The 11,726-nt window shown below is 68.5% G+C and carries 12 protein-coding genes and 2 pseudogenes; 7 read left to right on the top strand and 7 right to left on the bottom strand.

Annotated elements, in window-relative coordinates; genetic code table 11:
* Positions 1-313: 313 nt before the first annotated feature.
* Entirely contained in the window at positions 314-1,732 is a 1,419-nt protein-coding gene (locus tag ACWGJY_RS11815; protein WP_453260623.1) for a cellulase family glycosylhydrolase, read from the bottom strand.
* Between the two features lie 283 nt (positions 1,733-2,015).
* On the opposite strand from ACWGJY_RS11815, the gene ACWGJY_RS11820 reads away from it, so the two are divergent.
* Positions 2,016-2,558 (top strand): DUF4232 domain-containing protein, encoded by a 543-nt coding sequence (locus ACWGJY_RS11820; protein WP_453260624.1) that lies wholly within the window; start codon positions 2,016-2,018, stop codon positions 2,556-2,558.
* A gap of 656 nt (positions 2,559-3,214) precedes the next feature.
* On the opposite strand, the gene ACWGJY_RS11825 is transcribed toward ACWGJY_RS11820, so the two are convergent.
* Together ACWGJY_RS11825 and ACWGJY_RS11830 are read right to left on the bottom strand one after the other, a co-directional pair.
* Complete coding sequence (locus ACWGJY_RS11825; RefSeq protein ID WP_453260625.1) at positions 3,215-3,574, bottom strand: GntR family transcriptional regulator; 360 nt, start codon at positions 3,572-3,574, stop codon at positions 3,215-3,217.
* 1 nt (position 3,575) lies between these two features.
* Positions 3,576-4,448: a DUF1648 domain-containing protein gene (locus ACWGJY_RS11830; protein ID WP_453260626.1), complete on the bottom strand. Its 873-nt coding sequence runs from the start codon at positions 4,446-4,448 to the stop codon at positions 3,576-3,578.
* 220 nt (positions 4,449-4,668) lie between these two features.
* On the opposite strand from ACWGJY_RS11830, the gene ACWGJY_RS11835 reads away from it, so the two are divergent.
* The gene (locus ACWGJY_RS11835; protein ID WP_453260627.1) at positions 4,669-6,198 is read left to right on the top strand and encodes a helix-turn-helix domain-containing protein; all 1,530 of its coding nucleotides are present in this window, start codon (positions 4,669-4,671) and stop codon (positions 6,196-6,198) included.
* A 124-nt stretch (positions 6,199-6,322) separates the two neighbouring features.
* Here ACWGJY_RS11835 and ACWGJY_RS11840 read toward each other — a convergent pair.
* Positions 6,323-6,496, bottom strand: a pseudogene (locus tag ACWGJY_RS11840) (integrase); the annotation flags it as partial.
* Between the two features lie 182 nt (positions 6,497-6,678).
* Here ACWGJY_RS11840 and ACWGJY_RS11845 point away from each other — a divergent pair.
* Positions 6,679-7,212, top strand: a complete 534-nt coding sequence (locus tag ACWGJY_RS11845; protein ID WP_453260634.1) for a Tn3 family transposase — start codon at positions 6,679-6,681, stop codon at positions 7,210-7,212.
* 28 nt (positions 7,213-7,240) lie between these two features.
* A pseudogene (locus ACWGJY_RS11850) lies at positions 7,241-7,774 on the top strand (Tn3 family transposase).
* 77 nt (positions 7,775-7,851) lie between these two features.
* Here ACWGJY_RS11850 and ACWGJY_RS11855 read toward each other — a convergent pair.
* Both ACWGJY_RS11855 and ACWGJY_RS11860 read right to left on the bottom strand, forming a co-directional pair.
* On the bottom strand, positions 7,852-8,541 hold the full coding sequence (locus ACWGJY_RS11855) for an SDR family oxidoreductase (RefSeq protein ID WP_168482631.1): 690 nt from the start codon (positions 8,539-8,541) through the stop codon (positions 7,852-7,854).
* A complete protein-coding gene (locus ACWGJY_RS11860) occupies positions 8,538-9,440 on the bottom strand; it encodes an NAD(P)H-binding protein (protein WP_453260628.1) in 903 nt (300 codons plus the stop codon). The genes ACWGJY_RS11855 and ACWGJY_RS11860 overlap by 4 nt, the downstream gene beginning before the upstream one ends.
* Positions 9,441-9,509: 69 nt before the next feature.
* Between ACWGJY_RS11860 and ACWGJY_RS11865 the strand changes: the two genes are divergently transcribed.
* The 3 genes from ACWGJY_RS11865 to ACWGJY_RS11875 all read left to right on the top strand — a co-directional run bounded on the left by ACWGJY_RS11865 (position 9,510) and on the right by ACWGJY_RS11875 (position 10,935).
* Positions 9,510-10,319, top strand: coding sequence for a LysR family transcriptional regulator (locus ACWGJY_RS11865; RefSeq protein ID WP_453260629.1), 810 nt, complete (start codon positions 9,510-9,512; stop codon positions 10,317-10,319).
* A gap of 141 nt (positions 10,320-10,460) precedes the next feature.
* The gene (locus ACWGJY_RS11870) at positions 10,461-10,688 is read left to right on the top strand and encodes an IPT/TIG domain-containing protein (RefSeq protein ID WP_168482628.1); all 228 of its coding nucleotides are present in this window, start codon (positions 10,461-10,463) and stop codon (positions 10,686-10,688) included.
* A gap of 19 nt (positions 10,689-10,707) precedes the next feature.
* Complete coding sequence (locus ACWGJY_RS11875; RefSeq protein WP_327153665.1) at positions 10,708-10,935, top strand: hypothetical protein; 228 nt, start codon at positions 10,708-10,710, stop codon at positions 10,933-10,935.
* Positions 10,936-11,081: 146 nt separating this feature from the next.
* On the opposite strand, the gene ACWGJY_RS11880 is transcribed toward ACWGJY_RS11875, so the two are convergent.
* Positions 11,082-11,303, bottom strand: coding sequence for a hypothetical protein (locus ACWGJY_RS11880; protein ID WP_380916405.1), 222 nt, complete (start codon positions 11,301-11,303; stop codon positions 11,082-11,084).
* Positions 11,304-11,726 lie beyond the last annotated feature (423 nt).

Here is an 11,726-nt window from a genome sequence, read left to right on the forward strand (position 1 = left end):
AACGAACCGAGTCCACGCGTCTCCCCCCATCCAGTCCACACAGGTCAGCGGCACATGGACGACTCACTTCGCTGAGACAAGACAGCTGAGACAAGACAGCTGTCATCCCGTCGAGGCGATTGACAGCGAACTCAGTCATTCGGGCTTCCTTGCCGGCGAACCTGGTCGTGTGAGGTGAACGTCGGCCGCATGGCCTGGGGGAGGTGGTGTCACCGGCTCCGCAGACAGGTGCTTGCCCGCAGTGATGTGGAGAAGGGGTTTCTTCAGTTGATGCGGGGGCCGCGGGCCGCAGCCCCCGAGCGAATCGGGTGGGCTACCTCGGGCTGATCGTGACCCTGTAGGTGGCTGGGGCCCTGCCGTGGGTGCTCACGGTGACGGTCTGGCCGTGGTCGTCCCAACTGGCCTTGCTGCCTTGGATATCGACGCGGTAGCCGCCTGGATACGTGTCCCTGGGCACGGTGATCCGGGTGGGCCCCTCTGCGTTGTCGCGGGTGCGGAAGGTGAGCGTGTAGGTGCGTGTAGCGGGGTCGTACGCGAACTTGAGCGGGTCGCCCGCGACGGCCCGCGCGTACGGCTGGACGAGCAGCTGGGCGTTGGGCTTCGCGGCGCCCGTCTGGTCGAGGAAGCAGTAGCCGCCGCCCCGGCACCACTGCCACCACGTCCAGCCACTGGAGAAGCGGTCGAGAGAGGCCGTCATGTCGGTGACGAACTGGCTTGCGTGCGGAACGTAGGGGTTACCGCCCCACTCCCCCACGATCACCGGCATGCGGTGACGGGTCGGGTAGTCGCTGATCGCGGCCTCGTAGGCGGGGATGAAGGTGCCGTTGGGGTCGTAGTCGGCGCCGGTCTCCATCGCGGTCTCGTAGAAGTGCGGCGCGTAGCCGGCGTGCGGGTCGTCGATGTGGCCCAGCTGGGTCGGGACGCCGACACCGACGATGACGGTGGGTTCGACGAATACCCACGACCTGTGGTCGACCAGGCGGATCGCCTGGGCAAGGCGGTTCCACAGCTCGGTGAGCTCGGTGGCCTCGAAGCGGGCCGCGGCGGCGGGGAGGTCTTCGCCTTCGAGGAACTTCGCGAACGGCTCATTCATCAGGTCGTAGCCGAGCAGCGCCGGATGCCTGCCCAGGGCGGAGGCGACCGTCATCCACATGCGAGCGTGCGCGGCGCGGAGGTCGGCGTCCTTGTACAGGTGGTCAAAGGCCGTCTGTACGGATGGCTCGAAGTACTCGGAGAACCAGTCGTCGGGTATCTGCGAGAACGGCAGCCCCTCGTCGCGGGTCGCCCAGTCGGGGACGCCGCGGGAGCCGAAGTGGGGGCCGTATACGTCCTGGTGGGCGTCGAGGATGACCTTGATGTGATAGCGGTTGGCCCAGTCGAGGATGCGGCGCATCTTGGTGAGGTAGCCGCGGTCGTAGTGCCCGGGGGTGGGTTCGAGGTCGTCCCAGAAGAACGCGAGGCGCGCGAGGTTGAAGCCCCGGGCGGCCATGCCTTTGAGGTCGCTCTCGTGGATGTCGGCGAACGCGTTGGCGCCTCGGCTGCTCTTGTCGGCGAGGTTGAAGCCGCGCCACTGGAGCGCGCGGCCTTGGCCGTCGGCGATGAAGGTGCGGTCACCGACCGTGACCCGGTCGGGGAAACGGTCGGGGTGGGCCTGGGCCTGCACGGGGAGGACGCCGAGCAGGAGGGCGGCCACGGCGAGGGCAACGGGGGCGACGCGGGAGGGCAAGCGCATGCAGGAGACCCTTTCGAGGGTGGCTGCTCGGGCGGCGTGCTACTGGCCGGTCGGATGCTAATGGCGGGTGGGCCAAGTTCACAGGAGTTGGCGTGAGTTGGCGGGAGTTCGCGGGAGTTCGCGGGCGTTGGCGGGACTTCCGCCGCGACGCCGCGACGGCCCGCACCCTGATTGTCCGGAAAAGGTGCCCGGCGCACCCAACTTCCCCCGGGCATTGCGCATCTTCAGGTGCATAGGCGCGCGCTGACCTCGCGCGCCGATTCCCCTTCGAGAGGAACCCGACATGAAGAGCAAGCTGACCGTCGTGGCCCTTGCGGCCCTCGTTGTCGCCGGCACTGCCGCTACCGCCATCCCGGCCTCGGCCGCCCCCGCCAAAGCCGAGCCGACCCGCTGCCACACCGCCGACCTGAAGGCCGGCTTCGCCACCGGGGATGACGCGAGACCGGAGATGGAGCAGACCGAGAAGCAGACCCAGGCCCACATCTGGTTCACCAACCAGAGCAAGCGCACCTGCACCCTGTCCGGCTTCGCCGGTGTCGACATGATCGGCGCTCAGAAGACCGACGGCACCTGGTCGCTGGCGCGCTCCTCCAAGAAGCCCGAAAAGATGATCCTGGAGCAGGGGGACACGGTGGACTTCAGCATCACCCTGCTCCCGGTGGCCAAGTCCACGCCGCAGAAGGAGAAGTTCGTTCCGGCGAAGTTCCTGGTCACACCGCCGAACGAGACAGAGCACTTCACCCTGAAGTGGCCGTTCGGCGGCCAGATCCTCAAGCAGGACGGCGCCACCCACCCGGCCACCTACCTCAACCCGGTCGGGCGGTAACCGACCGGACAGCCTCTGAGCTTCCCTTCAGCGTCGCTGGTGGCCACCGCAGGACTCCCGGAATGAATCAAAACCTCCGGGTGGCGCGGTGGCCACGCCTGACACGCGGCACGCCCGGTCATCTCGCCGGGCCCTGGACGTGGTGTTTCCGGCACCCCGAACGACTACGTTCGCTGTCAAACGCCCGTATGGGATGACAGGGGACACTGACCGGGTCTCCTGTCACGCCGACGATGCAGCGACCCCGCCGAAGGCCGCACCAGGGTCGCCCCCGTCCGGCCCGGTCCAGGCCGACGCAGCGGCCGCACGCCGGGCAGCACCTGGCAGCGGTCGGCGGTCGGCGGTCGGCGGTCGGCGGTCGGCGGTCGGCGGTCGGCGGTCGGCGGTCGGCGGTCGGCGGTCGGCGGTCGGCGGAAGTGAGACCCATGAGCGACCACGAGTCGCTGGTGAACGACCACGAGTGGCCGGCTCAGCATCTGAGGACACGGGGACCCCCGAGGGCGGGGGCGAGGGCGCGGGTCGGTGCTCCGGTGCAGGTCCATGCTCCGGCGCGGGAGGGGCGGGTGAGCACGCCGCTAATCCAGGTGAGGGCACCTGTCCGGCTTCATCCGCCCCGGCCCTGCGGCCCAAAACCTGGGCCTCACCACCTCACCACCTCACCGCCCCGCCAGCCCCGTACGCACCACCGTCACGATCTCCTCGTCGGAGAGGCCCAGATTGCGGGCCTCGGCGATCAGCCGGTGGGCCGTTTCGCCGAGGCGGGCGCGGGCGGGGGACGCGGCTCCGGTGACCACCGCGCCGCGGCCGCGCCGGAGTTCGATCAGGCCCTCTTCCTTGAGGCGCTGATAGCCGCGCAGCACGGTGTGCACATTCACGCCGAGCGACGCGGCGAGCGCACGGGCGGCCGGCAGCCGCTCCCCCGTGTCCACGGTGCCGTCGGCGATGGCGCCGCGGACCGAGGCCGCGATCTGGTCACCGAGCGGGACGGAGGAGCCGGGGTCCACCCGGAAGAGCACCTCAGCCTCCTTCCTTCCGCGAGCGCGCGCGGTCCAGGTATGTATTGAGCAAGGCGGCGGCGGTCGAAGCGTCGTCGACGGTCACCGCGAACTCCCGTCCTCCGGTGAGTCGTACCACGATCCCGTCGCCCGAGCGCAGTATGAGCCCACTGCGGTGGGAGCGGATGCGATAGCCCCAGCCGCCGAACTCCTGGAAGGCGCCTATCGGGCGGCTGGTGGCCTCTGTGATGCGGTCGAGGGGGAGGTGCCGGATGCGGAGGGGCGACGGCAGCAGGGGCGACGAGACGGTCAGACCGCGGCGGTCGACGGTGACCCGCGCGGAGGCATAGGGCAGGACCGCGGTCGCGCCGAGGAGCAGGCTGACGCCTGCCAGCCAGTCGGCGAAAGCGAGGAAGTAGAGCCCGGCGCCGAGCATCAGGGCGCCGAATAGGACGATCGGCGGTGAGCTGATGGTGCGTGACCAGCCCGCCGACATTCCCGCCGGCAGGTCGAGCCGGGGCGCCTCACCCGCCGCCCGGTCGGGCGGGCGGGGCGCGGGGCCGGCCAGCAGGCGGCCCAGCGTCCCGGCGAGCAGAGCCACGGCGAGTGTCATGGCCAGCTCCCACAGCGGCAGCCGGACCGCCGAGGTGTCGGTGGCGCCGGCGTTCCCGAACAGGGTCAGGCAGCTGGCATAGCCGATTGCGGCCGCGGCGGCATAGCCGCCGGCTATCAGCCAGGGCGTCCCCGCCGAGGGCTCCGGCAGCTGGACGAGGAGGCCGAAGACGGCGCCGATGACGAGCAGCAGCGTGAGAACGAACGTCAGGAAGCCACGGGCGGAGGAGAAACCGTCGGCGCGGCCGCTGTCACCGAAATGGATGGCGAGCGGCTCGGGCAATCGGGCAGAGACCGAGAAAAAGACGACGGCGACGGCCGCGACAGCGGCAACGAACGGCAGGACGGCAATCAGGGTCCACGGGCGGCCTGTTGGGGGCAAGGCTGAACGCGGGGCACTCTTCATGGGCGTGGCGACCACCTCTCAGTTGTTCGCATATTAGTAGAACAACGCGGCTATCGGCAATTGCATACTCATCTCATATCTGAGATACGGTCCCCCCATGGCAGACGACTACCTCGTACGCATCGGCAGGCTCATCCGTGACGCCCGGCAGCACCGTGGCTGGACACAGACGCAGCTCGCCGAAGCTCTCGGCACCAGCCAGAGTGCGGTCAACCGCATCGAACGCGGGAATCAGAACATCAGCCTTGAGATGATCGCCCGAATCGGCGAAGCACTCGACAGCGAAATCGTCTCGCTCGGTTATGCCGGGCCGATGCATCTGCGGGTGGTCGGCGGCCGTCGGCTGTCCGGCAGCATCGACGTGAAGACGAGCAAGAACGCCTGCGTTGCGCTGCTGTGCGCCACCCTCCTGAACGCGGGCCGCACCACTCTGCGCCGGGTGGCCCGCATCGAGGAGGTCTACCGCATCCTCGAAGTGCTGGGCAGCATCGGCGTACGCACCCGGTGGATCAACGACGGCAACGACCTGGAGATCGTCCCGCCCGCGGAACTCGACCTCGACTCGATGGACACCGAGGCGGCCCGCCGCACCCGCAGCGTCATCATGTTCCTCGGTCCGCTGCTGCACCGGATGGACCACTTCAAGCTGCCGTACGCGGGCGGCTGCGACCTCGGCACCCGGACCGTGACCCCGCACATGACGGCGCTGCGCCACTTCGGTCTGGAGATCACCGCCACCGACGGCACCTACATCGGTGAGGTGGACCGCAGCATCGCCCCCAAGCGCGCGATCGTCCTGACCGAACGCGGCGACACCGTCACGGAGAACGCACTGCTGGCCGCCGCCCGGCACGACGGCGTCACCGTCATCCGTAACGCCTCCTCCAACTACATGGTCCAGGACCTCTGCTTCTTCCTGGAGGAGTTGGGCGTCCGGGTCGACGGCATCGGCACCACCACGCTCACCGTCCACGGCGCCGCGCACATCGAACGCGATGTGGACTTCGCACCGTCCGAGGACCCGGTCGAGGCAATGAGCCTGCTGGCGGCGGCAGTTGTCACCGAGTCGGAGCTGACCATCCGCCGGGTCCCGGTCGAGTTCCTGGAGATCGAGCTGGCGGTCCTGGAGGAGATGGGCCTCGACCACGAGCGCAGCACGGAGTACGCGGCCGACAACGGCCGCACCCGCCTCATCGATCTGACGGTCCGCCCCTCCAAGCTCCAGGCCCCGCTGGACAAGATCCATCCGATGCCCTTCCCGGGCCTCAACATCGACAATGTCCCCTTCTTCGCGGCCATCGCGGCCAGCGCCCAGGGGCAGACCCTCATCCACGACTGGGTCTACGACAACCGCGCCATCTACCTGACGGACCTCAACCGCCTCGGCGCCCAGGTCAAACTGCTCGACCCGCACCGGGTCCTGGTCGACGGCCCGACCCGCTGGCGCTCCGCGGAAATGATGTGCCCCCCGGCCCTGCGCCCGGCCGTCGTCGTCCTCCTGGCCATGATGGCCGCCGAGGGCACCTCCGTCCTGCGCAACGTCTATGTCATCAACCGGGGTTACGAGGACCTGGCAGAACGCCTCAACTCGATCGGGGCACAGATCGAGATCTTCCGGGACATCTGAACTACGAATGCCGCCGCACCCTTTCTGGCCTGCGTGAATACGGGCCAGGAGGGGGTGCGGCGGCATATCTGGGACTTCTCTGGGACTTTGCGCCAGACCCGAGCTTCTGCCAGTCGGCTTGCGGCTACGCGAAGACCGCGTCGATGGCGGCGCCGCCGCGTGCACCGGCGCGGGGCAGGAAGTGCGCGTACTTCCGGAGCGTGAAGCCGGGGTCAGAGTGGCCGAGCCACCTGGCCAGGGAGACGACCGACTCGCCGGCCTCCAACTGCTCGGAGGCGTAGAAGTGACGCAGGGCGTGATTGAGCTTGTTCCGCTTTGACGGACACCATTGGTGTGGTGGTCAGGCTGCGAGTGCGGTCTGGCGCCGTTTCGGCCCCCCGTCGGGCAACGAGCCCAAGCTCACCGACCCCTTGGGCCGCTACGTGATCGTCACCTTCGTCAAGGGCGCCAACATAGGCCCCTACGAAGCCGCCCCGGCACATCCCCGGCGTGAGCGGGCACGAGCTGTCGTACGTCGCCAACAAGCACTTCTCGATCGTGCTGCTGAACGAGGCGATCTCCGACCTGGTCAACGCGCACGCCCGCCTGGACATCTCGCAGGCATGGGGCGACGGCACCGCCGTCGCGGCGGACGGCACCCACATGGACACCTATCTCGACAACCTGCTCTCCGAGACGAGCGTCCGGTACGGCAAGCCGGGCGGCATCGCCTACCACCACGTCACGGACACCTACATCGCGCTGTTCACGCACTTCATCCCGTGCGGGGTATGGGAGGCCGTCTACATCATCGAGGGCCTACTGAAGAACACCAGCGAGGTGCAGCCGACCACCGTGCACGCCGATACCCAAGGCCAGAGCTTCCCTGTCTTTGCGCTTGCCCACCTGCTGGGCTTCGACCTGATGCCCAGGATCAGGAACTGGAAGGAACTGACCTTCTACCGGCCCTCCAAGCAGACGGAGTACGTGCACATCGACACCCTGTTCGGCGAGCCGGGACGTCATCAACTTTGATCTGATCGAGTCCCAGTTCCGCCACCTGATGCGCGTGGCCGTCTCCGTACGCGAGGGCGCCATCTCCTCCTCCACACTGCTCAAGCGGTTGCGCTCCGGGTCACGGAAGAACGCCACCTCCGCCGCCTTCCGCGAGGTCGGCCGCGTGATCCGCACTGTCCAGCTGCTGCGCTAACTCTCCGACGCTCCGCTGCGCCGACGGGTGACCGCAGCGACCAACAAGGTGGAGTCGTTCAATCGATTCTCCCAGTGGATCGGCTTCGGCAACCGCGGGGTCATCGCCGACAACGACCCGATCGAGCAGGAGAAGGCGATGAAGTTCAACGCTCTGCTCACGAACTCGGTGATCTTCCACTATGCCGTGGACATCGCGGAGATCGTGCGGCAGCTGCTGGAGGAGGGATGGGAGATCTACCCGGAAGACCTGGCGCACATCTCGCCTTACCTGACCGAGCACATCAACCGGTTCGGCGAGTACAGCACCCACGAACTCGGCATCCGGCCCGAAGCGTACGACCCGAACTCGACGTCGACTTCACCCCGCTGCGCGAGCAGGACCTGACCGCCGCCGGCCTCGGTCAGGCCGCTTGACCGCGAGCCTTCTTGTGTGAGCGCTGGCCGGCGTCACTCCGACGGCTTTTACCAGGGCACGGGCTGGTCCTCGTAATTGACGAATTTCAGGCCCGGTTCGCCGCTGTGGTGGTCGATCGTGCCCACCACGCCTGGGACGGACTGGTCGATGGTCAGCGGTGCGTCCGGCCCGCCGAGTTCGGTGCGGACATGGCCGGGGCAGATGAGCAGGAGCGTGTGCGCGGCGTCGGCGTACCGGGCGGCGTAGCTGCGCATTAGCTGGTTGAGGGCGGACTTGCTGGCTCGGTAGACGTCCTGGCCGCCGTTGGTGTTCAAGCTGATACTGCCCTGGCGCGAGGACATGACGCCGATGGTCCCGGTCGGCGCGACCAGCGAGCGGAAGGACTCGACGACGCGCATGGGGCTGAGCGCGTTCGTGACCATGACCTCGGCAAACATCTCCTCCGGGACGTCGCCGATCGGAATGTCGCCCCTCGTGATGGCGGCGTTGACGAACAGCAGGTCGAGGGTGTGCCGGGCCAGGCGCTCGCGCAGCGCGGTGACCTGTTCTGGCTTCGTCGTGTCCAGTGACTCGACCATGACCCGGCCCCTGGATGCCTCGGCCAGGTCGTGGAGAGCGGTGCGGCGACTGCCCCGGACGGTTCCGATGACGTCCCAGCCGCTTTGCGCGTACTCGGTGGCGAGGCCGAGCCCGAGGTTGCGGGATGCCCCGACGATGAGAGCGGTCCTGGCGCTCATGCCTGGACCCGGGCCGCGGGCTCCAGGACCTTCTCACACCATGTGCGGAAGGTGGTCGGACTCGCGGTCTGAGGGGTGCGCTGCACGCCGTCGTCGAGGCCGTTGTCCTTGGCGCGCATCATGTCGACGTAGCCTTCGACGAGCGCGTCCCCGAAGCCGTGTTCGGTGAGTTGGGCGCGGAAGTCGTCGAGCGACTGCCGCTCATAGCGGACTGGGCGGCGCAGCACGTCGGTCATGATGCGCGCCATGTCGTTCGCCGAAAGGTCCTCGGGGCCCAGCACCGGAACCTCGCCCGTCCCCGTCCATGAGCGGTCGAGCAGCAGGCCGGCGGCGGCCGCGGCGATGTCCCGGGCGGCGGCCGCCGGTGCACTGCGGTCGGCGGAGACGGTGTCGGTGAACACGCCGTCGTCGCGGATCGAAGCCACCTGCCGCAGCAGGTTGTCCATGAAAGTAGGGTTCGCGAGCGCGCGGTAGGCCACGCCTGTACTCGCGATGAGGTCGTCCATGGCCAGCGACGCCGTGACATGTCCGGCGCGACTGGCGACGGGTGTGCCACGGCCAAGCGCCGAGACGCCGACCACGTGCCCCACCGCGTGGGCCGTGAACGCCTTTGCGGCGGCGCGGGTGAACCCGGAGTACGCGGCGTCCAGACTCGGCGCCCGCGGGTCTGGCGGAGCCAGCCAGAAGACGGCGTCCGCGCCGGCGAAGGCCCGATCGATGACCTCGGGGTCGTCGTGCGAGCCGGTGACGACGTCGACGCGGGCACGGACCGCGTCGGGGAGTTTTGCGGGGTCGCGCACGATGACGCGCAGTTCTTCGCCACGAGCGGGAGCCTCATTGAGCAGGGTGTCCAGGAGCCTGCTGCCGATCCGGCTGGTGGGGGCGGTGATGACGATCATGTTTCGAGTCTCGGGGCAGCCCGCCTGCGGCGTCCAATACCCTTCCTGGGCAATTGATACCGTAAAGGCATGGATCTTGATCTGCGCAAGCTCCGCTACTTCGTCGCGGTGGCCGAGCACCGGCACTTCGGCCGGGCGGCGCAACAGCTTTACATCGCCCAGCCGGTTCTCACCCGTCAGATCAAAGCGCTTGAGCAGGAGTTGGAGTGCGCTCTGCTTGTGCGGACCACGCGACGCGTGGAGCTGACCGCCGCCGGGGAACAGCTCCACGAGGAGGCGCAAAAGATTCTCGCGGCTGTCCCCGCAGCGGTGCAGCGCGTGCACGACGTTGATCGGGGTGCCCAACGGCTCGTTGTCGCCTTTTCTCCCGGACTGCACGTGTCGGATGCGATCCGGGCGTTCTCGTCGCGCCGCCCGGACGTCGAGACCGACGTCGTCCCGGCGCGCTGGTGGGACCAAGACGCGCCGCTCCGGGACGGCCGGGCCCAGGTCGGGTATCTGCGGCAGCCGTTCGACGACTCGGGGTTGCACACCATCCCCATCGGCCATGAGCCCAGGGTCGCTTGCATGCCCGCGGCGCACCCGCTGGCGTGCCGCGGCAAGCTTGCCTCCGCGGACCTCGGCGGCGAGCGGCTGCTCGACGCACCGACGCGGCGGACGTCTTCACTTGAAGAGAAGTTCGAGCTCATCGCCTCCGGGCACGGCATCGCGCTCGTCCCGCTGAGTGTCGCGCGCTCCTACTCCCGCCCCGACCTCGCCCACCTCCCCGTCACGGATGCCCCGAGGATCGGGACATGCCTGGCCGTCCTCGCGGACCGGCGGGAGAAACTGCTGCGCGACTTCCTGGAGATCGCCACCGCGACGCTGCGGCACACCTAAACGATCAGCGGGCAAGACTGCGTTCCGGGTGGCTTGGCCTTCCGGCTGGCCTTCCCGGGTGACCGGGTCCGCTGCGCCCAGACCGGCATGCCGGTCGCTCCGCGCTCGCGTTCTTGTCGATCACTGCCGGGAGGCGCCTCCATGCCCATGTCCCCGAACCGGGGCCCCACCGCTGGTGGCACCCTGGTCACGATCACTGGCGCGTACCTGGCCGGCACCCGCGAAGTGCTGTTCGGCTCCAGGCCCGCCACCCACATCACCCAGGTCTCGCCGACACAGGTCACCGCGGTGTCCCCAGCTGGCAACGGCGTGGCCGGCGTAACGCTGATCACCGCCGCGGGCGTCAGCAACGCGGCGCCGTTCTACTAATTCGGCCCACCCCACCTGTGTGGCATCAGCCCTGCCTCCGGCCCGCTCGCGGGTGGAGCCACCCTCGGTCGCGGGGTGTTCCTGCTCGTACGGGGCGCCGGCGGCCGGGTTCTGGCCGTCGGTCTCGGCGAGCTGGCGCTCCGGGGCCCTGGTCGGGGCCCGGCTGCTGCGGGCGGTGCGCACTCTGATCGTCCGGACGCTGCGCACGTGGTGTGTCGCCACCTGGGTCTTGGTGCCCGGCATGTAGTGCCTGACGAAAACATATTCCCCGGGCCGCCGCGGAGGCCCGGGGAATATGTTCGTTCTGCTTCAGAGCCCGCCGCAATGCGATGCGGAACATTCGGGCCCGATGGGCTCCAAGAACAGCGCAGGAGCACTCATCACGAGCCGTCTTCAGTCGTTGCCCACCTCGAGCAGCCAGCCATCGCTCTGCTCGGTGCACATGTAGCCGGCCGTGTGACCGTTGTCCGTCAGCGCTGCCCCCTTGTCCATGCACGCCTTCTGGGTGGGGAAGCCACGGTACTCATCCGCTGCCTGTGCCGCCCCCATGCTGATCGTGGTGGCCGCCGCTATACCGGCCAGGACGACAACTGCCTTGCTGAGCTTCTTGCGCATATCCTCGCTCTTCCGAAGTGTTTCCGTGGACGGTCACCACGCTGCTCGGACCCGCTAATGGATCACTAAATGATCACTAACGTTCGGCGCAGGGCCCACGACGAAGGCGGCCCGCCCGAGTGATCCACCCCGGGGCGCCGGGGGGCACACGCTGATCAAAGGCGGGAGCCAGACTGCCTGCGCCTCCGATTCGGATCGTGCTGCACGACGGCACAGGAGCTGGTCGGACGGCTGCACCGCAGCTGGCAGGGCAATACCGATATCTGGTAGGCCCACCTCAACAACGGCACAGGCCGGCCGTTCGCTGCTTGCAGGTCAGGGGCGGTACCCGCTGCGGTCTAGGGCCTGTGTGTGGTTGTGATCAACCTTCGGGTTCCGTCCCCGCATGGGGACGGAACCCGGTAGGAAGCTGGGTGTGACGCG

The organism is Streptomyces sp. NPDC054765 (assembly GCF_053612065.1).

Bases quoted from the DNA above. Each gene is read 5' to 3' on its own strand.
- ACWGJY_RS11815 (WP_453260623.1), bottom strand. From the start codon at position 1,732: ATGCGCTTGCCCTCCCGCGTCGCCCCCGTTGCCCTCGCCGTGGCCGCC.
- ACWGJY_RS11820 (WP_453260624.1), top strand. From the start codon at position 2,016: ATGAAGAGCAAGCTGACCGTCGTGGCCCTTGCGGCCCTCGTTGTCGCC.
- ACWGJY_RS11835 (WP_453260627.1), top strand. From the start codon at position 4,669: ATGGCAGACGACTACCTCGTACGCATCGGCAGGCTCATCCGTGACGCC.
- ACWGJY_RS11855 (WP_168482631.1), bottom strand. From the start codon at position 8,541: ATGAGCGCCAGGACCGCTCTCATCGTCGGGGCATCCCGCAACCTCGGG.
- ACWGJY_RS11860 (WP_453260628.1), bottom strand. From the start codon at position 9,440: ATGATCGTCATCACCGCCCCCACCAGCCGGATCGGCAGCAGGCTCCTG.
- ACWGJY_RS11865 (WP_453260629.1), top strand. From the start codon at position 9,510: ATGGATCTTGATCTGCGCAAGCTCCGCTACTTCGTCGCGGTGGCCGAG.
- ACWGJY_RS11870 (WP_168482628.1), top strand. From the start codon at position 10,461: ATGCCCATGTCCCCGAACCGGGGCCCCACCGCTGGTGGCACCCTGGTC.
- ACWGJY_RS11880 (WP_380916405.1), bottom strand. From the start codon at position 11,303: ATGCGCAAGAAGCTCAGCAAGGCAGTTGTCGTCCTGGCCGGTATAGCG.